The 23,950-nt window shown below is 63.2% G+C and carries 21 protein-coding genes; 9 read left to right on the top strand and 12 right to left on the bottom strand.

Going from position 1 to position 23,950, the window contains the following annotated elements:
* Window positions 1-36 precede the first annotated feature (36 nt).
* The 7 genes from V6765_RS15450 to V6765_RS15420 form a co-directional block, all read right to left on the bottom strand.
* A complete protein-coding gene (locus tag V6765_RS15450; RefSeq protein WP_448430315.1) occupies window positions 37-840 on the bottom strand; it encodes an SDR family NAD(P)-dependent oxidoreductase in 804 nt (267 codons plus the stop codon).
* The gene (locus tag V6765_RS15445) at window positions 837-1,679 is read right to left on the bottom strand and encodes a fumarylacetoacetate hydrolase family protein (RefSeq protein ID WP_448430313.1); all 843 of its coding nucleotides are present in this window, start codon (window positions 1,677-1,679) and stop codon (window positions 837-839) included. The genes V6765_RS15450 and V6765_RS15445 overlap by 4 nt, the downstream gene beginning before the upstream one ends.
* A gap of 28 nt (window positions 1,680-1,707) precedes the next feature.
* Window positions 1,708-2,133, bottom strand: a complete 426-nt coding sequence (locus V6765_RS15440) for a cupin domain-containing protein (protein WP_448430311.1) — start codon at window positions 2,131-2,133, stop codon at window positions 1,708-1,710.
* 339 nt (window positions 2,134-2,472) lie between these two features.
* Window positions 2,473-3,405, bottom strand: coding sequence for a TIM barrel protein (locus V6765_RS15435; protein WP_448430920.1), 933 nt, complete (start codon window positions 3,403-3,405; stop codon window positions 2,473-2,475).
* Window positions 3,406-3,428: 23 nt separating this feature from the next.
* Window positions 3,429-4,931 (bottom strand): glycerol-3-phosphate dehydrogenase, encoded by a 1,503-nt coding sequence (locus tag V6765_RS15430; protein WP_448430309.1) that lies wholly within the window; start codon window positions 4,929-4,931, stop codon window positions 3,429-3,431.
* The gene (locus V6765_RS15425; RefSeq protein WP_448430307.1) at window positions 4,928-6,541 is read right to left on the bottom strand and encodes an FGGY family carbohydrate kinase; all 1,614 of its coding nucleotides are present in this window, start codon (window positions 6,539-6,541) and stop codon (window positions 4,928-4,930) included. The genes V6765_RS15430 and V6765_RS15425 overlap by 4 nt, the downstream gene beginning before the upstream one ends.
* Before the next feature lie 12 nt (window positions 6,542-6,553).
* Window positions 6,554-7,519: a sugar-binding transcriptional regulator gene (locus V6765_RS15420; protein ID WP_448430305.1), complete on the bottom strand. Its 966-nt coding sequence runs from the start codon at window positions 7,517-7,519 to the stop codon at window positions 6,554-6,556.
* A 479-nt stretch (window positions 7,520-7,998) separates the two neighbouring features.
* Here V6765_RS15420 and V6765_RS15415 point away from each other — a divergent pair, with 479 nt between their 5' ends.
* The 8 genes from V6765_RS15415 (at window position 7,999) to V6765_RS15380 (ending at window position 17,593) form a co-directional block, all read left to right on the top strand.
* A complete protein-coding gene (locus V6765_RS15415; RefSeq protein WP_448430303.1) occupies window positions 7,999-8,667 on the top strand; it encodes a DUF2291 family protein in 669 nt (222 codons plus the stop codon).
* Window positions 8,664-10,205: a sugar ABC transporter ATP-binding protein gene (locus V6765_RS15410; RefSeq protein ID WP_448430301.1), complete on the top strand. Its 1,542-nt coding sequence runs from the start codon at window positions 8,664-8,666 to the stop codon at window positions 10,203-10,205. The genes V6765_RS15415 and V6765_RS15410 overlap by 4 nt, the downstream gene beginning before the upstream one ends.
* 28 nt (window positions 10,206-10,233) lie before the next feature.
* Window positions 10,234-11,346 carry an ABC transporter permease gene (locus V6765_RS15405; protein ID WP_347446378.1) on the top strand — a complete coding sequence of 371 codons (1,113 nt, stop codon included), beginning with the start codon at window positions 10,234-10,236 and terminating at the stop codon, window positions 11,344-11,346.
* Between the two features lie 76 nt (window positions 11,347-11,422).
* On the top strand, window positions 11,423-12,376 hold the full coding sequence (locus V6765_RS15400; RefSeq protein ID WP_448430299.1) for a substrate-binding domain-containing protein: 954 nt from the start codon (window positions 11,423-11,425) through the stop codon (window positions 12,374-12,376).
* Window positions 12,377-12,699: 323 nt separating this feature from the next.
* Window positions 12,700-13,554 carry a DeoR/GlpR family DNA-binding transcription regulator gene (locus V6765_RS15395; RefSeq protein WP_448430297.1) on the top strand — a complete coding sequence of 285 codons (855 nt, stop codon included), beginning with the start codon at window positions 12,700-12,702 and terminating at the stop codon, window positions 13,552-13,554.
* 78 nt (window positions 13,555-13,632) lie between these two features.
* Window positions 13,633-15,162 carry an FGGY-family carbohydrate kinase gene (locus V6765_RS15390; protein ID WP_448430294.1) on the top strand — a complete coding sequence of 510 codons (1,530 nt, stop codon included), beginning with the start codon at window positions 13,633-13,635 and terminating at the stop codon, window positions 15,160-15,162.
* Window positions 15,159-15,935, top strand: coding sequence for a DeoR/GlpR family DNA-binding transcription regulator (locus V6765_RS15385; protein WP_448430292.1), 777 nt, complete (start codon window positions 15,159-15,161; stop codon window positions 15,933-15,935). Before V6765_RS15390 ends, V6765_RS15385 begins: the two co-directional genes overlap by 4 nt.
* Window positions 15,932-17,593 (top strand): glycerol-3-phosphate dehydrogenase/oxidase, encoded by a 1,662-nt coding sequence (locus tag V6765_RS15380; RefSeq protein WP_448430290.1) that lies wholly within the window; start codon window positions 15,932-15,934, stop codon window positions 17,591-17,593. The genes V6765_RS15385 and V6765_RS15380 overlap by 4 nt, the downstream gene beginning before the upstream one ends.
* A 117-nt stretch (window positions 17,594-17,710) precedes the next feature.
* Here V6765_RS15380 and V6765_RS15375 read toward each other — a convergent pair whose 3' ends face one another.
* From V6765_RS15375 to V6765_RS15355, 5 genes are read right to left on the bottom strand one after another with little or no spacing between them, the layout of a single operon-like run.
* On the bottom strand, window positions 17,711-18,556 hold the full coding sequence (locus V6765_RS15375) for a dipeptide ABC transporter ATP-binding protein (protein WP_448430288.1): 846 nt from the start codon (window positions 18,554-18,556) through the stop codon (window positions 17,711-17,713).
* The gene (locus tag V6765_RS15370; RefSeq protein ID WP_448430286.1) at window positions 18,553-19,398 is read right to left on the bottom strand and encodes an ABC transporter ATP-binding protein; all 846 of its coding nucleotides are present in this window, start codon (window positions 19,396-19,398) and stop codon (window positions 18,553-18,555) included. The genes V6765_RS15375 and V6765_RS15370 overlap by 4 nt, the downstream gene beginning before the upstream one ends.
* Before the next feature lie 5 nt (window positions 19,399-19,403).
* A complete protein-coding gene (locus tag V6765_RS15365; RefSeq protein ID WP_448430284.1) occupies window positions 19,404-20,312 on the bottom strand; it encodes an ABC transporter permease subunit in 909 nt (302 codons plus the stop codon).
* A 10-nt stretch (window positions 20,313-20,322) separates the two neighbouring features.
* A complete protein-coding gene (locus V6765_RS15360) occupies window positions 20,323-21,330 on the bottom strand; it encodes an ABC transporter permease subunit (RefSeq protein WP_448430282.1) in 1,008 nt (335 codons plus the stop codon).
* Between the two features lie 59 nt (window positions 21,331-21,389).
* A complete protein-coding gene (locus V6765_RS15355) occupies window positions 21,390-22,985 on the bottom strand; it encodes an ABC transporter substrate-binding protein (RefSeq protein ID WP_448430280.1) in 1,596 nt (531 codons plus the stop codon).
* 399 nt (window positions 22,986-23,384) lie between these two features.
* Here V6765_RS15355 and V6765_RS15350 point away from each other — a divergent pair, with 399 nt between their 5' ends.
* Window positions 23,385-23,915, top strand: a complete 531-nt coding sequence (locus tag V6765_RS15350; protein WP_448430278.1) for an NUDIX hydrolase — start codon at window positions 23,385-23,387, stop codon at window positions 23,913-23,915.
* Window positions 23,916-23,950: the final 35 nt, after the last annotated feature.

The raw sequence follows: 23,950 nt of genomic DNA, 5'->3' as shown, positions 1-23,950 counted from the left end.
GGTGAGGGGTAAGCCCCCTCCCCGCGACGCAGCCCCTCAGTAAATCCCCGTCTCCCGCGCCACGCGGCGATAGGCCGCGCCGCCGGTGAAGCCGCCGTCGATGACGAAATCCTCGCCGGTGATGAAGGCGGAGGCGTCGGAGGCCAAAAACAGCACGAGCTGGGCCACTTCCTCCGCCTCGCCGCTCCTGCCCATCGGCGTCATCTCGATCATCGGCTTCAGATGCGGGGAGTTGCGGTTGAGATCGGTGACGATCAGGCCGGGGCAGATCGCATTCACGCGCACGCCCTTTTCGGCATATTCCATCGCCGCCGTGCGGGTCAGCCCGCGCAGCGCCCATTTGCTGGCGGTGTAGGCCGGGTCGTAATGGCCGGAAAAGCCGCTGTTAGACGAGATGTTGATGACCGAGCCGCCGCCGGTTTCCGCCATCAGCGGCAGCGCCGCCTTGAGCCCGGCAAATGCGCCGGTAGCGTTGACGTCCAACACCTTGCGCCATTCGGCGACCGACATGTCGGCGATCGTCTTGCGATTTATGATGCCGGCATTGTTGACCAGGACATCGAGACTTCCGGCCCACGCCCGCACGGCGTCGACCACCGCCTGCCAGTCCGCCTCCGACGTCACGTCGAGCTTCATGAAGCGCGCGTCATGGCCCGCCGCGCGCAGTTTTTCTGCCTCGGCCTCGCCCTCATCGACCAGCACGTCGCACAGCATTACCCGCGCGCCGGCCTCGGCCAGAAGGGCGGCTTCCACCGCCCCCTGCCCGCGCCCCGCGCCGGTGACGATCGCGGTCTTGCCGGAGAGATCGTTCAGCGCCGCCTTTGCCTCTGCCAAGCTCATGCCTGCACCATCTTCTGCCGCTGTTTGCCAAGCCCGGCCGCGCCAAGTGTGACGATCTGGCCTTCCTTGAGGAAGGTCGGCGGCTTCATGCCCAGCCCGACGCCGGGCGGGGTGCCGGTGGAGATGATGTCGCCGGGCTCCAGCGTCATGAATTGTGAGATATAGCTGACGAGGTGCTTGACCGAAAAGATCATGGTGCGGGTATTGCCGGTCTGCCGGCGCTCGCCGTCGACATCAAGCCAGAGGTCGAGATTCTGGATATCCTCGAATTCCTCCGGCGTCACCAGCCACGGGCCGGTGGGGCCGAACGTGTCGTGGCTCTTGCCCTTGATCCACTGGCCGGCGCGTTCCGACTGGAATTCCCGCTCGGAGACATCGTTGACGAGAACATAGCCGGCCACATGAGAAAGCGCGTCTTCCTCGGGGACATACTTCGCCCGCTTGCCGATCACGATGCCGAGCTCGACCTCCCAGTCGGTGCGCGACGAGCCGCGCGGAATTTCGACGTCGTCATTCGGACCGCAGACGGCCGTCGTCGCCTTGGCGAACAGCACCGGTTCGGGCGGCGGCGCCTTGCCGGTCTCGGCGGCATGGTCGGCATAGTTGAGGCCGACGCAGATGAACTTGCCGATCTTTCCGACCGGCGCGCCATAGCGCGGGCTGCCGTCGACAAGCGGCAGGGTTTCGGGCTCGAGGCCGGCAAGCTGCGCAAGCAGCTCCGGAGACAGCGTTTCGGAGGAAATGTCCCCGATCACGCCCGAAAGATCGCGGATCGCGCCGTTCGCATCGAGGACGCCGGGCTTTTCGGCGCCCACTTCACCGTATCGTACCAGTTTCATAGTCTACTCCAGCTTTGAGAATCGTCAGTCAGGCGCGACGATAACCCTCAAGCTGCTCGTCGGGAACATCCGGCAGGTTTGTCACCAGATTATCCGGGGTGCGGCAGGTGAGCCAGACCAGCTCTTCGGTCGTGCTCATATTGACCTCGACATGCGGCATGAAAGGCGGGACGAACACGAAGTCGCCCGGATACATGTCGGTATAATCCTTGTAGTCCTCACCGAAATAGATGCGGCCATGGCCGGACAGCACGTAACCGCCGGTCTCGGCTTCCTCGTGATGATGCGGCGGGGAACGGTGGCCCGGCTCGTTGGTGACGCGACCGAACCAGATCTTGGTGGCGGGCGTGTGCTGCGGGCTGACGCCGGATTTGCGGACGCATTCGCCCGATTGCAGGGTCTGTTCGCCAAGCTCGCTGCTGCGGGTGACGACGGGTACGACTTTAGCGCTCATGGTTTCCTCCAAATTTAAAATTTCTACACCGGACGGTGGCTTCTGTGCTGGCAAGAACAATCAGCAGCCGTCCTTCAAGACCTTGATGGAGAAACGATATAATCGGCGATCCGAAATTACAAGAATGCCGCCCATATATTTTAAATTTAAATTATTAGTCGCAGCCACAGCAATTCACAAGCCAGCTTGACATTCATCAGATCGCCACCGGAATTGGCATAGAATATCAATGAGGCCTGCCGATAAAACGGCGAACCTTCGACTGCGACAAACTGGCGCAATGCAGGAACCGGCTATCCGTTTGCGGGAAGGCCGGAATGTCAGGGGCTTTCCGAGGTTTCAGATTTTCAGGTCGCCGGCGCCGGTATCGATATAGGGCGCCCAGAAGGCCACGCTTTCGGCGATCTGCGGGATCACCTCGCGGTCATTGGGCTCGCGCTCCTTGAAGCTGAGTTCAAGGCAGATCTCGTTGTCGACCGCCCCGCCCTCGGCAAAGGCGGCAAGCAGCGGCTCGGGCTGGATCCGACCCTTGGCGTTGAAGGCCGCGGTGAACGGGCGGTGGCCGCCCTTGTCCATAAGGCTCTGCTTGATGTGGATGATCGGCGAGACCTTCGGCACCGCCCGCGCCCAGGCATAGGGGTCGAAGTCATCCGGATTGTCGGAGGTGACGTCGCCATGGTCGATGTCGGCCATCATCCACATCGGCACCGCCATGTTGGCGGCCGTCAGGCGATCCTGCAGCGCCATGCATTCCGCGATCGTGTGGCCGAATTCACGGCCGACCGACATTGGCTCCCAGAACACATAGGAAAGGCCAGCGGCCTTTGCATGTTCGGCCACTTCGACCCAGCAGTCTATCGCGATCCGGATCAGTTCCTCGCGGCGTTTCGGATCGTCGTAATCGGCATAGGTGAAGATCGCGAACTGGGTGCCGACCGAAGTGCCGCCGAGATCGCCAATGATGTCGGCGAAGGTCTTGAACCAGTCGACATAATAACGCCGCACATCCCGATCGGGATGGCCGAAATGGTTGAGCCTGCCATAGGGACCGGTCATGCCCGACGTGACCCTGACCCCGGTGCGGTGGAGCGCGCCATCCATCTCCCGCGTCAGCCGGCGGATAACCGGGGCGGGCCAGGACGGGTTGATGAATTCATGGGTCAGCTGAAGGTCGCGCAGCTTCAGGTCGCGCGCGGTGGTCTCGATCAGGTCGACCGGATCTGCGAAGCGGTTGACGAGCGGATTGGTGTTCAGGGAAAGCGTCAGCGGCATCGCCCAGGCCTTTCGTTTTGAATTCACTTCAGTTCGGCGTCGAACCAGACGGTGAAGGCGGCCTGCTCGGCATCGCTCAGGTGCAGGCGATGCTTGGTGCGCCGCCACAGCACATCCTCTGCGGTGCGCGCCCATTCATTCTCGACAAGATAACGCGCCTCGGCCTCGTAGAGATTGCCGCCGAAATGACGGCCCAGCCCCTCGATACTATCGGCTGATCCGACGATAGCGGCGATTGCCGTCCCGTAGAGCCGGCCATAATGGCGGCGCAGCGAAGACGGCATCCACGGATAGTCGGCCTTCATCCGGTCGCGGAAGGTCTCGTAATCGGCGTTTTCCATGTCGCCGCCGGGCAGCGGCGCGCTGTCGGTCCAGTCGCCGCCCATGCCGGGGAAGAATTTCTTGAGCTTGTGCATGCCGCGCTCGGCAAGCTCGCGAAACGTAGTGATCTTGCCGCCGAAGACATTGAGCATCGGCGCGCCGCCGGTCTCGTCGAGATCGAACACATAGTCGCGGGTCACGGCCGACGGATTGCCCTGGCCATCATCGAACAGCGGGCGCACGCCGGAGAAGGTTTCCTCGACATCGTCGCGCGTAAGCTTCTGCTTGAAGTATCGGTTGACCACGTCGAGCAGGTACTGAATCTCGCCCTCGTCGGCCTGCACTTCCTCGGCGCGGCCCTCATAGGCGATGTCGGTGGTGCCGATCAGCGCCTTGTTGCCCTCATAGGCATTGATAAAGATCACCCGCTTGTCGTGGTTCTGGACGAGATAGCTGTGCGGCCCCTCCCAGAATTTCTCGGTAATGATATGGCTGCCCTTGACCAGGCGGACATTGCGGCTGGAGTTGGAGCCGGCGACGCGGCGCACGACATCGTTCACCCAGGGGCCTGCCGCATTGACCAGGATTTTCGCCCGGAAGGTCCGCGCCTCGCCGGTGATCATGTCCTTGGTCTCGATCGTCCAGCCGCCATCCTCGCGTCGGGCGGAAACGCAAGGGGTGCGGGTCAGCACGGTAGCGCCCTTCCTTGCGGCATCGACGGCGTTCAGCACCACAAGGCGGGCATCATCCACCCAGCAGTCGGAATATTCAAAGCCGCGGGTATATTTGTCGAGGAGCGGCGCGCCGACCGGATCGCGCTTCAGGTCGAGAACGCGTGTGCCGGGCAGCTTCTTGCGGCCGCCGAGATGATCGTAGAGAAACAGGCCGAGGCGCACCAGCCAGGCCGGCCTGTCATCCGGCGAATGCGGCAGCACGAAGCGCAGCGGCCAGATGATATGCGGCGCGTTGTTCATCAGCACCTCGCGCTCGATCAGCGCCTCGCGCACCAGCCGGAATTCGTAATATTCCAGATAGCGCAACCCGCCATGGACAAGCTTGCCGGAACGCGAGGACGTTCCTTCCGCAAGGTCGTCCTTTTCGCAAAGCACCACCGAAAGCCCGCGGCCTGCGGCGTCGCGGGCAATGCCGGCGCCATTGATACCGCCGCCAATCACAAACAGATCGATCATCCCGGCTTCGCTCATTTCGTAGTCCTTTCATCGGCGGCATCGGCCGCGCCATTGCGTTCGGCGCGGCGATCCTTCGCCATTGCATTCCAGATCGGTTCCAGCGCGCGCCGCGCGGCGGCATAGGTCGGGTAGCGCCGCTGATAGAGCGCGGTCAGCGCGGGATCGGGGGTTTCAGCCTCGCCCAGAAGCGGGGTGACCCATTCGCCGATACAGCGCTCCATATCGGGATAGACGCCGATTGCGACGGCGGCCATCATCGCTGCGCCAGCCGCGCCCGCCTCCTCGCGCGCGGAAACCCTGACCGGCGCGCCGATTGTCGCCGACAACACGCTGCGAAGGCCGCGCGAGCGGGCGGCCCCGCCCGTGAGGCGGAGTTCGCCCGGCATATCGCCCATTTCGGCGTAGCAATCATGCGCCGCCATCGCGAGGCCCTCGACCACCGCGCGCACGAGATCGGGGTATCGATGGTTCGCCGACAGGCCGATGAAGCCGGCACGGGCATCGGCGTTGATGAAGGGCCCGCGCTCGCCGGCCTCGGAGATATAGGGGTGGTAAAGCAGCGTTCCCGGCCTCGCCTCGGAAAGCCAGCCATCGATCTTCCCGACCAGATCGCGGTGGGAGACCTCGACGCCCATATCGGCAAGCAGGCCGCGGCCCACCTCCAGCACCCAGTCGAGATTGAGCGTCGCGGCCATATTGGTCTGGACCTGGGTAACCATGTCCGGGACCGGCAGCGCGATGACATAGCCGGTATTGTCGTCGTTGAGCCGCACGCCCGAGGCATGGACGGCGCGCATATGCACGCCGGTCGAGCCGATGGTGGAACAGGCGGTGCCCGCATCGCCGGTATAGACGCCAGCGCCAAGCGCGGTCATGACCATGTCGACAAAACCGAGGCTGACGGGCGTTCCGGCAAGAAGGCCGGTCTGGCGCGCCGCATCGGCGCTCAGGGGATGCGTCACCTCTGTGCCGTCGATGATTTCGGGCAGGAGATGACGGAAATCGTGGAGGCCGAGCGCATCGATGACGGCATCATCATAGGCGCGGTTGCGGAAATTGCCGAAGGTGAAGCTCGCTTCGGAGGGATCGGTCGCCCGCACGCCTGTGAGATTGAGATAGAGCCAGTCCTTGCAATGCAGCGCCACTGCGGCATTTGCGAGAAGCGCCGGCCGCGTTGCCGCCATATGCGCCATCTGCGCGCCCTGCTGGCAGGTGTTGAGGCCGGTGCCGGTCGCCTCGAAGCGGGCCCGTTCTCCGGCGCCCTTGTTCAGCCGGTCGACGGTGGGGGCTGCGCGGGCATCGAGCCAAAGCCAGGCATCGCCGACCGGCCTGTTGTCCGCGCCCGCAAGCCAGGTGCCGTCGCCCTGCCCCGTCACGGCGATCGCCGCCGTGCGCGCAGCCAGCCCCTCGACCTTTTCGCCGAGATGCCGGAGCGCCTCGGCGCAATCCAGCCAGATTTCTTCCATCGACTGGGTCGCGGATCCATCGCCGCCGGTCCGGTAGCGGTTCTTGACCGCCGCCTCGGCGATCTGCCGGCCAGAGAGGTCGAAGGCGACCGCCTTGATCACCGAGGTGCCGGCATCGATGCCGATCAGAATATCGCCCTGTCCATTGTGACTGGCCATGATGCTGCCTCCCTATCCGGTCCTGCCGTCCGCAAGCGCGGTCGCAGTCGCCTCGTCGGTGATCAGGCCGCTGATCGTGCCGCTGCGCAGCACGGCGGCCATGGCATTGAGTTTCTCCTCGCCGCCCGCGATCGCGACGATCCGGCGCTTGCCCAGCGCTCTGATGTCGAGCGACACGGTGCGGGCCGAAAGCGAGGTCTCTACAAGCTGACCGTCGCGGTCGAAGAAGTGACCGAGCACCTCGCCCGCGCCGCCGCGCTCCCGCACCTCGCCGATCTCAGCGACATCGATCATGTGGGACGCGACAAGCTGCGCGCCCGGATTGGCGGTGCCAATGCCGACCAGCATCAGGTCGGAGCGGGCCGCCAGATCAATCACCTGCGATACGCCGCGCTGGGCGAGAAACACCTCGCGGTCGGCGGCCGTGTTGGCGAAGAACGGGATCGGCATGACATAGGCCGAGGCGCCGGTCTTTTCGGCAAGCCGATGTATGACGTCATGCGGATTGGCGGCATAGTTGCGGGTCAGACCGCCCATCAGCGACACGAAGCGCACGCCGTTGGCCGTAATGCGCGGCAGCGCGTCCACCGCGCTCGCGAGCGTCCGGCCATGACCGACGCCGATCACCTCCGAGCGCTCGGATTCGATTTCCTGGCGGATGAAGCGCGCGCCGGCAATGCCGAGCGCCCTCAAGGGCATGCCGCGTTCGCCGAGATCGGGAACCACCTCGCAATGGGTCAGGCCGAATTCTTCGGCAAGTCGGGTCTCGAGCGCGACGCATTCGGCGACATCGCCATCGATCGAAACCTTCACGGCACCGCTCTGGTTGGCCCATGCGATCAGCCGGTGGGCCTTGACGGTGGAGATGTCCAGGCGCGCGGCGACCTCGGCCTGGGTCAGCCCGCCGCCGTAATGAAGCCACGCGGCGCGCAGCGCCATGCTCTCGTCAAAATCGCGCCGTCGACCCGCTCGCGCCATGCTCTCTCCCTTTTTGTAATTTTTTATATTTATGGCAATTTATTTCACCAGAACCGCATTCTGTCAATGAAGCGAACTTGATGTTGCCTGATGAGGCAGGCCGTACAAACCGCCTTTCATCGCCAAAACTATGGGGAATAGCGTATCCGGAAAGGATAGGACTCGGCTGCGATCAAGCGCCCGTCAAGCGGATTTTGACCCCGGTGATTGACAGCCAAGTTTAATTATAACATAGTTTGCCGAATAGATAACATAGCGATAACACGAACTGTTATCCGTGGCCGCCGGTTCAGCCGGCCGTGCCGAAGCAGCGAGAGGACGCTGCGGAGGCGCGCCATCATGGAGCCGCAAGGGAGGAGCGACCTGATGCCAACACTGCCATCAATCTGCCGTGTCCGCCTTCCGGCGTCGCCTGCTGCCCGCGGGGCCGGCGGCGCGCTTTCATGTTCAAAATTCCAGCGTCTGAAGGTCACCTCCTGATGAGTGCACAAACCACAAACCCTTCTTCCGGTCATTCCGCCCGTCCGCGCGGCTCGAAACTGCCGATGATCATCGGCACGCTTGCGGTCGTGGTCGTCATTGCCGCCATGGCGCTCGATACCAAGGTCGTGCGCATCGGCACCGCCAAGCATGTGACGGAAGACGGTTTCTCGCCGGACGCCTTCGGCGCCGAGAACTTCCCCATTGTTCAGAAAAGCGTCGAGGACCGGGCCGTCGATGCGGCAACGCTTGCCAGCGACATCGCCGCCGACAAGGACGCGGCGATCGAGAAATACGGCGTCAAGGCCGGGATCGGCGCAGTCATGCCGGTCAGCTTCACCGGCGTTGCCGGCGAGGCCAAGAGCGGCATCTATCCCGTTTCCGTCGAAGGGGTGCCGGAAGAGATCACCATCCGCGTCCAGACCGGCCCGGCGATCAACGGCACCGACCTGCGTGATGCCACCGGCACGATCGCCTTTGGCCAGTTCAAGAACCAGATCGAATATCAGGATGCCGGTTCCGCGCTGAACAACGAGATGAAGAAGGACGTGCTCACCGATATCGACACCGCAAGCCTTTCCGGCAAGACGATCTCCGTCACCGGCGTTTTCAAGCTGATCAATCCGAAGAACTGGCTCGTCACGCCGGTGGAGATGAGCGTAGAATGACCAGGACAACCGACAACCCGCGCAGCAGGGACGAGGTCGTCCTCGCCGCCCGCAACATCGCCAAGTCCTATGGCAATATCCACGCGCTGAAGGGCGTCAATTTCGACGTCCATTACGGCAGCGTCACTACGCTTTTCGGCGAGAACGGCGCCGGCAAGTCGACGCTGATGAAGGTGCTTTCCGGCATTGTGCGCCCCACCTCCGGCGAGATCATTCTCGACGGCGCGCCTGTGACCTTTACCTCGGCCGCCGATGCGGCCTCGCAAGGCATCTCGATCATCCACCAGGAGCTCAGCCTCGCGCCCAATATGAATGTGCGCGACAACATCTTCATGGGCCGCGAGATCCGCACCGCGAAAGGTGTCGATTTCGCCGAGGAGGAGCGCCAGACCCGCATCCTGATGGAAGAGCTGGAGGAAGACATCGATCCGCTGACGCCGGTGGAGGATCTGCGCCTCGGCCAGCAGCAGATCGTCGAGATCGCCCGCGCGCTCTCCGTCAATTCCCGCATCCTGATCATGGACGAGCCGACCTCGGCACTCAGTGCCTCGGAGGTCGAGGTGCTGTTCAAGGTGATCGCGGACCTGAAGAGCCGCGGCGTCTCGATCGTCTACATTTCGCACCATCTGGAAGAAGCGCTGCAGATCACCGACCATGCCGTGGTTCTGCGCGACGGCACCATGACCGCTTTCGGCGAGCGCAAGGATATCGATCTCGAATGGATCGTGCGCAACATGGTCGGCGACAATTTCGACCTCGGCTCGCCGCCGACCGGCTATGAATTCGGCGATGTGAAGCTGTCGCTGCGCGATCTCTGCGTCGAGGATGCCTCGGGCACCGGGCGGCTTGCCGTCGACCATCTGTCGCTCGACCTGCGCGCCGGCGAAATCGTCTGCATTTACGGGCTGATGGGCGCCGGACGCACGGAAATGCTGGAATGCATTGCCGGGCGCAGCCGCAGCGTCGGCGGACAGATCCTGCTCAACGGCGAGGACGTGTCGCATCTCAGCATTGCCCAGCGGATCGAGGCCGGGCTGGTGCTGGTGCCGGAAGACCGGCAACGCGACGGGCTGGTGCAGACCATGACGGTCGGCCGCAACCTTTCGCTCGCCTCGATCCCCAGTTTCACGCGCCGGGTCTTCACCTCCCGCAAGGCCGAGCGCGGCATCGTCGATGGCGCAATCGACGATGTTCATATCAAGACCGATGGCGGCGGCGCGCCGATCGGCTCGCTTTCGGGCGGCAACCAGCAGAAGGTCGTGATCGGTAAGATGCTCGCCACCCATCCGGGCGTGATGCTGCTCGACGAACCTTCGCGCGGCATCGACATCGGCGCCAAGGCGGAGGTGTTCAAGCTGCTTGGGGAACGCGCCGGGCGCGGGCTTGCGGTGATCTATTCCACCTCGGAAGTCGGCGAATGCTTCAGCGTCGCCCACCGCATCATCGTCATGGCGCGCGGGCAGATCGTCGCCGAGTTCGACCCGTCGGTATCAAAAGAGGAAATCATGGCCGCATCCGGCGAAGCCGTGGCCGCGTGATTTCAGCGTAAAATTTCGGAGCATAATAATGACCGACACACGTCAAGTTCAAAAATCCTCCAGCTCCGGCCGGCGCGGCGGCTTCAGCCTCGGGCGTATCCTGCTGGAAGGCCGGGCGTTCTTCGCGCTGATCGCGATCATCGTGGTGTTCTCGCTGCTGTCGCCGGTTTACCTGTCGACCAACAACTTCCTGATCATGTCCTCGCATGTGGCGATTTTCGGCCTGCTGGCGATCGGCATGCTGCTGGTGATCCTGACGGGCGGCATCGACCTTTCGGTGGGCTCCACGCTCGGGCTTGCGGGCTGCATTGCCGGTTTCCTGATGCAGGGCGTCCAGCTCGACATGTTCGGCGTGGTGCTGTTTCCGCCGGTCTGGGTGGTGGTAATCCTGACCTGCCTTGTCGGCGCGCTGATCGGCACCATCAACGGCGTGCTGATCGCCTTCTTCAAGGTGCCAGCCTTCGTGGCGACGCTTGGCCTGCTCTATGTCGCGCGTGGCGCCGCGCTGCTGATGACCAACGGTCTGACCTACAACAATCTCGGCGGCAAGCCGGAGCTTGGCAATACCGGTTTCGACTGGCTCGGCTTCAACCGCCTGTTCAACGTGCCGATCGGCGTGCTGGTTCTGGCGGTTGTCGCGATCATCTGCAGCATTCTTCTGACCCGCACGGCTTTCGGCCGCTGGGTCTATTCCACCGGCGGCAATGCCCGCGCGGCGGAGCTTTCCGGCGTGCCGGTCAAGCGGGTGACGGTGTCGGTCTATGTGCTTTCCGGCATCTGCGCCGCGATCGCAGGCCTCGTTCTGTCCTCGCAGCTCACTTCCGCCGGCCCGACCGCCGGCACCACCTATGAGCTGACCGCGATCGCCGCCGTGGTGATCGGCGGGGCGGCGCTGACGGGCGGACGCGGCAATGTCCGCGGCACGCTGCTCGGCGCCTTCGTCATCGGCTTCCTGTCCGACGGTCTCGTGATCATCGGCGTGTCGTCCTACTGGCAGACCGTCTTTACCGGTGCGGTCATCATTCTCGCGGTGCTGCTCAACAGCATCCAGTACGGACGCCGCAGGGCCGCTAAGCCGGCCGATGGCGACGCTTCGACCAATACCCCTTCCGCCGCGGGGGCCAAGACCAAAACGGCTTGATAGAGCGCGGAAAACCCCGCCGGGCAACCGGCATATGAGAAGCATTGAACTGTTCAACCAAGGGAGAGAGAATACCATGTTCAACAAGAGACAGTTTCTGATGTCCATGGCAGCCGCCATCATCGCGGTTCCGCTTGGCGCGGGCGCGGCGATGGCCGACGGCCTGATCTCGATCATCGTCAACGATCCGTCCAACCCCTACTGGTACACGGAAGGCGAAGTGGCCAAGGCGGAAGCCGAAAACCTCGGCTATTCGGCAACGGTTGCCGCCCACAAGGGCGACACCAACACCGAAAGCAACCTGATCGACACCGCCATCACTAACAAGGCCGTCGCGATCATCCTCGACCCGGCCAATGCCGATGGCTCGGTGGGCGCGGTGCGCAAGGCCGTCAATGCCGGCATTCCTGTGTTCCTGGTCAACGCCGAAATCAACCAGGAGGGCCTTGCCAAGTCGCAGCTCGTCTCCAACAACGCCCAGGGCGCAGCGCTCGGCGCCATGCAGTGGGTGGAAGATGTCGGCGACAGCGGCAATTATGTCGAACTGTTCGGCGCGCCATCCGACAACAACGCCCAGACCCGCTCCAACGGTTATGAAACCGTGCTGAGCCAATATCCGGATCTGGTCAAGGTCGGCCAGGATGTCGCCAACTGGGACCGCACCCAGGGCTACAACAAGATGCAGAGCCTGCTGCAGGCCCATCCGGACATCATCGGCGTTATCAGCGGCAATGACGAGATGGCGCTCGGCGCGATCGCCGCGCTGAAGGAAGCCGGCCGTCTGGAAGACGTGAAGGTCGGCGGCTTTGACGGTTCTCCGGATGCCGTGGACGCGATCAAGGCCGGCGAGCTGGAATACACCGTTCTCCAGCCGGTCGCGATCTTCTCCAAGGAAGCCGTCAAGCAGGCGGACTCCTTCATCCGGACCGGCAGCACCGGCGTCGACGCCGAAAAGCAGCTGTTCGATTGCCTGCTGATCACCAAGGACAATGTCGACGACTATACCGGCCCGTTCGTTCTGGCCCAGTAAGACCTGACAAAGGGAAGGGGCGAGAGCGGCTCGTCATGAGTGCTGAAAGCCCTCCTCCTCTCCATGCGTCACCCTCGGGCTTGACCCGAGGGTCCAGGCAGCGCACTCCGTGTGGCCTGGATGCTCGGGTCAAGCCCGAGCATGACTCATGAGAGGGTGGAGGGTCCGTCCAGCAACGCCCGCGCCCCCTCCTCACGCAAAAGCGGCCCAGCATGAAAGCGGGGCGAACAGGCCGCCCTGTAAAACAGCATTCACCTCAGCGACCGGGCCGCCTATAACAACATCCTTCAGCCGCGAGACCAATGCCGCCGACGGGAACGGGAATGACGAGTCAGAGCAACGACGCCATGGATCATCTGATGTCGGAGGAGATGCCCTCCGATTCCAGACAGGCCCGCCAACTCGCCCGCCGCCAGTTGATCACCGAAACCGTGATGCTGGAAGGGCCGATGCGGATCGAGGACCTGACCGAGCGTTTCGGCATCAGCCTGATGACGGCCCATCGCGACCTCGACGATCTCGTGAGCCGCGGCCTGTTGCGCAAGACGCGCGGCACGGTTTCGGCCGCGCCGACAAGCCTGATCGAGGCGAGCGACGTCTACCGCTCCAGCCGCCAGTCGCCGGAAAAGGCCGCGATCGCCGCCGCTGCCGCCGGCTTCATCGAACCGGGCCAGGCGATCTTCGTGGATGATTCCACCACCGTTCTCCACATGGTGCCGCACCTGCAGGACCATGCGCCCCTGACCGTGATCACCAACTCGCTGACGATGATGAACGAGCTGCGCGGCCTGCGCGACATCACCCTGCTGGCGCTTGGCGGCGAGTTCCGCAACTGGTGCAACGCCTTTCTCGGCCGCATGACCACCAATGAAATCGCCAATCTGCGCGCCGACACCGTGTTTCTGTCGATGGCGGCGATCACCGACGACATGGTGTTCCACCAGTCCTCCGAGATGATCGACGCCAAGCGCGCCATGCTGGACGCCGCCTCGAAGCGCATACTGCTCGCGGACCACACCAAGTTCGAGCGCCGCGCGCTCCACAGCCTTGCCGCCCTTTCCGATTTCGATACCGTCATCGTCGATGACGGCACGCCGCCCGCCCATATCAAACGGATGCATGCCAAGGGCATCAATGTGGTCGTCGCGCCGCGCAAGACCGATAAACAGGCTAAATGATATAATTGACTATATGTAACGCTCTTTGATATTAACTTAACAGATTTGATGGTTAAGTTTGCCCATTGGGAGCGTCCCATGCCGAGTCTTCTTGGAATCGATAACGGCCTGACGGTCACCAAGGCCGTATTGTTCGACACGGACGGGACGGTGCTTTCCGTCGCCCGCCGCCGGGTTCCGCAGTCAATCCCCGCGCCGCGCTTCGTCGAGCGCGACATGGACGGGCTCTGGCGCGCCACCGCCGAGGCGATTGCCGAGGCCGTTTCGCTCAGCGGCCGCCCCGCCGCCGATATTGCCGCGATCGCCGCCACCGCCCATGGCGACGGGCTTTATCTGCTCGATGACGACAGCAGGCCGCTCGGCCCCGGCATTCTCTCGCTCGACAGCCGCGCCGGCGACGTTGTCGCCGAATGGGAGAAGGACGGCACGGCCGACAAGGCGCTGACGCTGACCGGACAGATGCCGCATCTCTCCGCCCCATCGGCCCTGCTCGCCTGGATCAAGCGTAACCAACCGGAGCGTTATGCCCGCATCGGCGCGGTGCTCGGCTGCAAGGACTGGCTGACCTTCTGCCTGACCGGCCATGTCGGCACCGACCGCACCGAGGCCAGCACATCCTTCACCGATGTGAACAGCCAGGACTATTCGTCCGCAGCCGCTGAGCTTTACGGCCTTGAGGAGATTTTTGAGAGGCTCGCGCCGAGCGCCCATTCGGCGTCCGTGATCGGCCATGTCAGTGCCGAGGCCGCCCGCGCGACCGGCCTTGCCGCCGGAACGCCGGTCGCCGCCGGGCTTCATGACGTGACGGCATCGGCGCTCGGGATCGGCGCGCAGAAAAGCGGCGTCATGGGCGTCGTCGCCGGGACCTACTCGATCAACGAGATCGTATCGGACAGGCCGCTCACCGATCCGCGCTGGTTCTGCCGCAATGCCATCGAACCCGGCCAGTGGAACGCGATGTCGATTTCGCCGGCCTCGGCCGCCAATTACGACTGGTTCCTCGACACCCTCTGTCAGGGCGACCACGACAAGGCCGCCGCCGGCGGCCTCCCGATCCATGAGGCCCTTGCCGGCGAGATCGAAGCCGCGATCGCGCGTCCCTCCAGCGTGCTGTTCCATCCCTATCTCTTCGGCTCGCCCCATGGAGCTCCCAGTAGCGGCTCCTTCGTCGGCCTGCACGGCTGGCACAATCGCGGCGACATGCTGAAGGCGGTTCTGGAAGGCATTGCCTTCAACCACCGCGAACATGTCGACGCGCTGGAGGACGGCTTTCCGTATGATGAGGTGCGGCTCACCGGCGGCATCTCGCGCAACGCCGCCTTTGCGCAGATGTTCGCCGATATTCTCAACCATCCGGTCACCGTGACCGCGACCGAGGAGGCCGCCGCCTGGGGCGCTGCCCTTTGCGCCGGCGCGAGCGTCGGGCTTTACAAGTCCCCGACCAACGACCCGCGCGATCTCGACGCCATCAGCCGGACATTCCGACCGAATGCCGAGAAGGCTGCGGCCTATGACCGCCGCTTCGCCGTCTACCGGGATATATCGGAAGCGTTGAAGCCCCACTGGCAAAGCCTCGAAGCGCTTGGCGACAGGGAGAACGGACAATGACCACGGCAGACAGCCGACGCGAGGAAATCGCGGATTACGTAATCGCCCACGGCCAGGTGCGCATCGACAAGCTGGTCGAGCATTTCGGCGTGTCGCGCATGACCATTCACCGCCATATCGACCAGCTCGCCGCCAAGGGCGTGCTGCGCAAGCTGCATGGCGCGGTGACCGCGCAGCCCTCGGGCATCTATGAAAGCCTGCACCGCTATCGCGCCACCGTCGCCACCACTGAGAAACAGGCCCTGGCAAAGGCCGCGCTGGCCCATATCGAGCCCGGCCAGGTGATCTTTCTCGATGATTCCACCACCGCCGGCGCGATCGCGCCGTTCCTCAACGAGATCGATCCGCTGACCGTGATCTCCAACAGCGTCGCGGTGGCGAACGCGCTCGTGGACGCCGATGTCGTCGATTTCATCTGCCTCGGCGGCCAGTATCACCGCACCTACAACGCCTATATCGATCATATCTGCCTGCGCGCGATCGAGGCGCTCAGGGCCGATCTGCTGATCTGCTCGGCCTCCGCGATCGAGGGCACCACCGCCTTCATCCAGGACCAGCAGGTCGCGCGCGTGAAACAGACCATGGTCGCCTCCGCCAGCAAATCCATCCTGCTTGCCGACCACACCAAATTCGGCAAGGTCGCCCTCAACGTCTTCGGCGATCTCACCGCCTTCGACACCGTGATCGTGACCGACAGCCTTGATCCGGGCGAAATCGAGCGGCTGCGGAAGGCAGGGGTCAATCTCCAGATCGTGAAGGGCGCTTCCAAATGAGCGACGACACCGCTTTCGACGTGGTCATCATCGGCGCGGGCGTCAACGGCGCCGGCCTTTTCCGCGACCTCTCGCTTCAGGGCATCAACTGTCTGATCACCGAAAAGGCCGATTTCGGAGCCGGCACCAGCGCCGCCCCCTCGCGGCTGATCCATGGCGGGCTGAAATATCTCGAGACCGGCGAATTCGGCCTCGTCGCCCAGTCGACGCTAGAGCGCAACCTGCTGCTGCGCAACGCGCCCCATTGCGTCGAGCCGCTGCCGACCATGATCCCGATCTTTTCCTGGACCAAGGGTATCTGGGCGGCGATCCGAACGCTGTTCGGCTCCACCAGCGCGCCGCGCAGCCGCGGGGCAATCCTCGTCAAGATCGGGCTCTGGCTCTACGATTTCTATGGCGCGCGCCACAGGGTGATGCCGCGCCACAAGCTCGTCGGCAAACGCCGGGCGCTGTCCGACATGCCGGGGCTGACGGATACGATCGTCGCCGCCGGCACCTATTATGATGCCCGTATCACCCAGCCCGAGCGCCTTGTGATGGAAATGATCCGCGACGGGCTTGCAGCCAACCCCGGCTCGGCGGCGTTCAACGCCGCGAATATCCGTGAGGCCGATGCCAACCGGATCGTCTTCGGATCCGAAGCCGGCGAAACCCTCTCCGTCAAACCCGGCCTTGTAGTCAACGCCGCCGGCCCCTGGATCGATCACGTCAACGCCATGCTCGGCCTCGAGACCAAGCTGATCGGCGGCACCAAGGGCTCCCATGTGCTGCTGCGCAATGACGAGCTGGTAAAGCGGCTTGCCGGCCGGATGATCTATTTCGAGGCCGATGACGGGCGCATCTGTCTGGTCTACGAATATCTCGGCCTTGCGCTGGCCGGCTCCACCGATATTCCCGCCGACAACCCGGATGAAGTGCGTTGTGAGGATGACGAGATCGCCTATTTCATCAACAGCCTCAAGGCGTTGCTTCCGGGCCTCGAAATCGGCGAGGACCAGATCGTCTATGCCTATAGCGGCATCCGCCCGCTCCCGGCCTCCGACGCCGATATTCCGGGGCTTATCAGCCGCGACCATTCCGCTCCGGTTCTGGAAGCCAACGATGACCGGCACTTCGCGATCATCCCGCTGATCGGCGGAAAGTGGACGACATTCAGAGGCTTTGCCGAGGAGGTCGCCGATGCCATTCTCAAACGCCTCGGCCGCGACCGGCGCATCTCCACCGAGAAAAGCCCGATCGGCGGCGGCAGGGATTTTCCGACCGACGCGGCGGCACGGCGGGCATGGATTGCCGATGCGGCCCATGCAACCGGCCTTTCGGAAGCCCGGATCGACGAACTGCTGACCCGCTACGGCACCACCGCCCGCGCCATCGCCGCCTATGAGGCGAGCTTCGGCAATCAGGAGCGCCTGCCGCAGGCCAGCGAATATTCCGTGGCCGAGATAGACTGGATAGTCCGCAACGAATTCGTCACCCACCTCGCCGACATCGTCATGCGCCGCACCACGCTTGCCATCACCGGCAGGCTGCACAGGAGCGATATCGAGCGCATTGCCGAAGTGGCTGGCGACGTGCTCGGCTGGAGCGCGGAAACCCGCGCGGCCGAAATCGCGACGGTGGAAGAGCACCTGCGCTCGGTGAACCGGGTGCGGCTGTAGTCGGCGGATCGCCGCTGCCGGCCCGATATCCTCCACGCATCGGGGACGCGCCCTCATTCCTTTCATCCCGGGGGGAGAAAGGAATGGTGATTGCACTGGAGAGGCAAGGCCTCGCCCTCAGCTCCCCGCCGCCATCTTCGCCTGTTTGGCGGCAAGGCGGGCGCGGATGCTTTCGACGTCGGCGCGTGGCGTCGCCTTGAACAGGGTCTGGGTGTATTCGTGCTGCGGGTCGGAGAACACGGCGTCGCGGGTGCCGCGTTCGACCACTTCGCCGAAATACATCACCATGATCTCGTCGCAGATATATTTCACCACCGAAAGATCGTGGGAGACGAAGATATAGGTGAGGTCGAACTCGTCCTGGAGATCGGCAAGCAGGTTCAGGATCTGCGCCTGCACCGAGAGATCGAGCGCGGAGACCGGCTCGTCGAGCACCAGCAGCGACGGGTTCAGGATCAGCGCCCGGGCGATCGCGATGCGCTGGCGCTGGCCGCCGGAGAACATGTGCGGATAACGGTCGAAATGCTCCGGCCCGAGGCCGACCTTCTTCAGAAGGTCGTGGGCCTTGTGGCGGCGGTCGTTTGCCGTGTCGTCGGTGTTGAGCAGCAGCGGCTCCATCAGCACGTCGCCGATCTTCTGGCGCGGGTTGAGCGATCCATAGGGGTTCTGGAACACGATCTGCACCTTGCGGCGCTGCTCGGGGGTGGGGCGCGTCTTTGCGATGTCGATCGTCTGGCCCTCGATCGCAAGATCGCCCGCCGTCTGGGCATCGATCATGGTGATGATCCGGGCAAGCGTGGACTTGCCGCAGCCCGATTCCCCCACAAGCGCCAGCGTCTTGCCGCGCTCGACGGAGAAATCGACGCCCTTCAGCGCCCGCACCGTGCGGGCGGACTTAAACATGCCGCCCGGCACGACGTAGTCGCGGACAATGTTCTTTCCTTCAGCAACGATCTCGCTCATGCCGCGCCTCCCGTATAGTCGGCGGAATAATCGATGGTGGGCAGCCGGTCGCCGGTGGCGTTTTCCGGCAGCGCCGAAAGCAGTGCCTTGGTGTAGGCGTGTTTCGGGTTTTCGAACAGCGACAGCACGTCGGCCTCTTCCATCAGCCGGCCCTTGTACTGCACCGTCACCCGGTCGGCGGTTTCGGCAACCACGCCCATGTCGTGGGTGATCATGATCAGCGCCATGCCGGTCTCGGCCTGGAGATTGGCCAAGAGTTCGAGGATCTGCTTCTGGATCGTCACATCCAGCGCGGTCGTCGGCTCGTCAGCGATCAGCAGTTTCGGCGAACAGGCCATGGCGATCGCGATCATGATACGCTGGCACTGGCCACCCGACATCTGGTGCGGATAGGCCTTCAGCCGGTCTTCCGGGTTCGGCAGGCCAACGGCCTGAAGCAACTCGATGGCGCGGGCGTGGCGGGCCTTCTTGTCAAGATCGGTATGCTGTTTCAGCACTTCTTCGATCTGGAAGCCGGCGGTGAAGCACGGATTGAGGCTCGCCACCGGCTCCTGAAAGATCATCGCGATATCCTTGCCGATGATCCGCCGGCGATCCGTTGCCGAAAGGTTTGAGATATCGCGGCCCTCGAAGACGATGCGATCGGCCTTCACGGTGGCGGTCGTCGGCAGGAGGCCCATCACGGCGAGCATGGCGACCGACTTGCCGGAGCCGCTCTCGCCGACGATGGCCAGCACCTCGCCCCGGTCGATCCGGTAGGAGGCGTTGTGCAGCACCGTGGTTTCGCCCGCCGCGGTCGGGAAGCTGACGGAGAGGTTTTGAACGTCGAGGAGTGGTTCCATGGTCTCTAGCTCCGCTTCAGCTTGGGATCGAGCGCATCGCGCAGGCCGTCGCCCACGAGGTTGATCGCCAGAACCGTGATCAGGATGGCAAGGCCGGGGAAGGTGACGACCCACCAGGCGCGCAGGATGAACTCGCGCGCTTCCGCCAGCATCGTGCCCCATTCCGGCGTCGGCGGCTGCGCGCCCATGCCGAGAAAGCCCAGCGCCGCCGCCTCCAGAATGGCGTTGGAGAAGGAGAGCGTCGCCTGCACGATCAGCGGCGCGAGGCAATTGGGCAGGATGGTCTTGAACATCAGCCTGAGATTGCGCGCGCCGGCCACACGGGCCGAGACTACATATTCGCGGCGCGCCTCCGCCATCACCGCCGCCCGGGTCAGCCGCGCGAAATGAGGCTGCAGCACGAGCGCGATCGCGATCATGGCGTTGAACAGGCCGGGGCCGAGAACGGCGACTAGCACCAGCGCCAGAAGCAGCGGCGGGAAGGCGAGGATCACGTCCATCACCCGCATGATCGCGACATCGACCCAGCCGCGGAAGAAGCCAGCCAGAAGCCCGAGCGTGATGCCGAGCAGCAGCGCCACCGACACCACCACAAGGCCGATCACCAGCGAATAGCGCGACCCGTAGATCAGGCGCGAGAGCATGTCGCGGCCGACCGCATCGGTGCCGAGCGGGAAGGTCCACGTTCCGCCCTCCTGCCAGAAGGGCGGGGTCAGGAACATGTCGCGATATTGCTGATCGGGATTATGCGGCGCCAGAAGCGGCGCGAAGATCGCCATCAGCACCAGAAGGACGATGACGACGAGGCCCGCGACAGCACCCTTGTTCTGGCTGAAATAGTGCCAGAATTCGGAAAGCATCTGCAGGCGGATATTCCGTTTTTGGACCGGCTGGCCCAGCGTGCTGTCTGACATGGCTGAGCTCCTATTGGTGACGGATGCGCGGATTGATGAGGCCGTAGGCGAGATCGACGAGCAGATTGACCAGCATGACCAGACCGGCGATCAGCACCAGCCCGCCCTGGACGACCGGATAGTCGCGGCGCGAGATCGAATCGATCATCCATTTGCCGATGCCCGGCCAGGAAAAGATCGTTTCGGTCAGGATCGCGCCGGCCATCAGCATGCCGACCTGCAGGCCGATCGTGGTAATCACCGGGATCATCGCGTTTCGAAGCGCGTGGATGCCGATGACGCGCCTGCCGGAAAGCCCCTTGGCCCGGGCGGTGCGGACATAGTCTTCGCCGAGCACCTCCAGCATCGCCGAGCGCGTCTGTCGCGCGATCACCGCCAGCGGAATGGTGGCGAGCACGACCGACGGCAAGATGAGGTGGGAAACCGCCGAGGCGAATGCGCCCTTTTCGCCCGAAAGCAGCGAATCGATCGTCATGAAGCCGGTGACCGAGGGGAAATAGTAAAGCAGCGAGATCCGGCCCGAGACCGGCGTCCAGCCGAGGATCCCGGAAAACAGGATAATCAACAGCAGGCCCCACCAGAAGATCGGCATCGAATAGCCGGTGAGCGCGATGCCCATGGTCGCCTGGTCGAATACCGAACCGCGCTTGACCGCGGAGATGATGCCCGCCGGAATGCCAATGATGACGGCGAGCAGCATCGCCGAAATCGCAAGCTCGGCGGTGGCCGGAAACAGGTTCAGGAACTCCTGGAACACCGGCTGCTTGGTGGCGATCGAAACGCCGAAATCGCCATGCAGCAGGCTCCAGACATAGTCCAGATACTGGACGACGATCGGGCGGTCATAGCCGAACTGGTGAAGGAGTTTCTGGTATCGGTCGGGGTCCATGCCGCGTTCGCCGGCCAGAAGCAGCACGGGATCGCCGGGCAGGACGCGCACGAAGCCGAAGGCAACAATGGTGATCCCGATAAAGGTCGGAATAATCAGCAATAGCTTGCTGAACAGAAATCTGAGCATGGCGATTCCCGAAAACGGAAGAGGGCCGCATTTCCGGCCCCCTTCTCTTGTGCGAGGCCTTATTCGGCGATGGTTACATCATCGAAGCGGTGATAGCCGAGCGGGTCCATGACGAAACCCTCGACCGAGTTGGTCATGGGCATGAACACCTTGGAATGGGCGATCGTGTTCCACGGCGCCTGTTCCTTGAAGATCACCTGAGCCTGCTTGTAGAGCTCGGTGCGCTCCTCGGTGTCGGAGGTGACCTTGGCCTTCTGGATCAGCTCCTCGAAGGGCTCGTAGCACCACTGGGCACGGTTGGAGCCGCCAACGGCATCGCAGCCGAGCAGCACGGCCAGGAAGTTGTCCGGGTCGCCATTGTCGCCGGTCCAGCCGAGAAGCACGGCGCCGTCGCGGTCTTCAGCGGAAGACCGGGCCAGATACTCGCCCCACTCATAGGAAACGATCTCGGCATCGACGCCGACCTTGGCGAGGTCGGCCTGCATCAGCTCGGCCATGCGCCGGGCGTTCGGGTTATAGGGACGCTGCACCGGCATCGCCCAGATCTTCATCGAAAGATCGGTGACGCCTTCCTCTTCCAGCATCGCCTTGGCGGCTTCCGGATCGTAAGGGTCGTCCTGCACCTCGTCATTATAGGACCACATGGTCGGCGGGATCGGGTTCTTGGCAACCTCGCCGGCGCCCTGGAACACCGATTCCAGAATGGCTTCCTTGTCGACCGCCATGTTCAGGGCCTTGCGGACCTTCGGATTGTCGAAGGGCGCCATCTTGGTGTTATAGGCGAGATAGCCGACATTCAGGCCTTCCTTGGCCATGACCGTGATGTCGTCATTGGATTCCAGCGCTTCCAGATCGGCGGGCGCGGGATAGACCATGATCTGGCACTCGCCGGCTTCCAGCTTCTGGCGGCGAACAGCGGCGTCGGTGGTGATCGCGAAGATCAGGGTGTCGAGATCTTCCTGGCCCTTGTAATAGTCCGGATTGGACTTGTAGCGGATCACAGCATCCTGCTGGTAGTTCACGAAGGTGAACGGGCCAGTGCCGACCGGCTTCTGGTTCAACTGCTCCAGATTGCCGGCTTCTTCGAGCTGGTCGGCATATTCCTTCGACATGATCGAGGCGAAGTCCATGGCGAGGTTCGCGATCATCGGCGCTTCCGGCCGGTTGAGCACGAACTTGACCGTCATGTCATCGACCTTTTCGATGCTCTTGATCAGGTCCGGCATCGACATGCCGTTGAAATATTCCCAGGAGATGCCCGGCGCATACTGGTACCAGGGGCTTGATTCATCCATCTGGCGCATGAACGAGAAGATCACGTCGTCGGCGTTCATCTCACGCGTGGGGGTGAAATAATCGGTCGTCTGGAACTTGACGCCCGGACGCAGGTGGAAGGTGTATTCCAGCCCGTCATCGGACACGTCCCAGCTCTCTGCAAGGCCGGGCTCAACCTCGGTGGAGCCGTGCTTGAATTCGGCGAGGCGATTGTAGATGGCGCGCGAGGAGGCGTCGAAGGTGGTGCCTGCGGTATAGGGCGCCGGATCGAAGCCCTCGGGGGAGCCTTCCGAGCAGTAGACCAGCGTTGATGCGCTGGCGGCGCCGCCAAGCGATACGAAAACGCTCGTGGCGAGCGCCAAAGCCTTCAGTTTCTTCATCATTTTCCCCTTGTGGTTGATGTCGTCGACGGCCTCTCGCCGCCAAAGGTTTCGCACTTCCCGGCACCGCTCTCGGCTTTTTCGCGATCCCGAATTATGCTGAACTTCATGCGGGTCTGCGCCCAACCGCAAACGTCACACTGATGGCGAGACTAGCGCTTTTTATTGACCATGCAATCAAAAAACTTCAGGCTGGCTTGAAGTCGGGAAAATGCAAGACGCTGAATTTTTTGCCTATTTCGCGAGATCGGACCAAAGTGGAAAAATATGACCCATGCTGCGCAATTCTGTTTCGAAAGGCCGCCGCACGACTTTAAGATGATTGCTTCACCGCGTGCACCGGAGTGACCCTACGAAAAAAGCTTGGTGCTTTGAAACCTCAGGTCAGGAAGGAAAAGAGTGTCCGAAGAAGACCATATCGCCGAACTGATAGCGGACTATGATGCTCGCTGGGCCACACAATACGGGGACTTCATCCGCGGCGAGCGCGATTACCGTTCTCGGCACACTTATCCTGTGCATGTCACAGCCTCACTGTTCCCCTTGGCGCCGGACCTTTCAAGCACCGTCTTCATTCATCACAGGGCGACTGGCAAATGGTTTCAGCCGGGTGGCCATGTCGATCCAGGGGAAACGCTGCAGCAGGCGGCCCGGCGGGAATGTCTTGAGGAAACCGGGCTTGCGGCAGACCTGCCTGACGACGCCCGGCCCGTCAGCATCGACCTGCACCGGATTCCGGCAAATCCGCACAAGGCCGAGCCAGAACACTATCACCTCGACATTCGCTTTGCGGCCATCGTATCGGGCACGATCGCAGCAGACCTTGCCGAGGTTCATGCCGCTCGTTGGTGTCCAATTGAAGACCTTGATGCTGTTGACGAGCGCGTACGCCCACGGCTTGCCGCGACGCTTTGCACCACGGCAGATTGATGCTACCTCGCAAGAAGCAATATCGCCGGGGGGCA

The sequence above is a fragment of the Martelella sp. FOR1707 genome (assembly GCF_053484265.1).
This window is presented reverse-complemented; position numbering and strand designations above follow the sequence as displayed.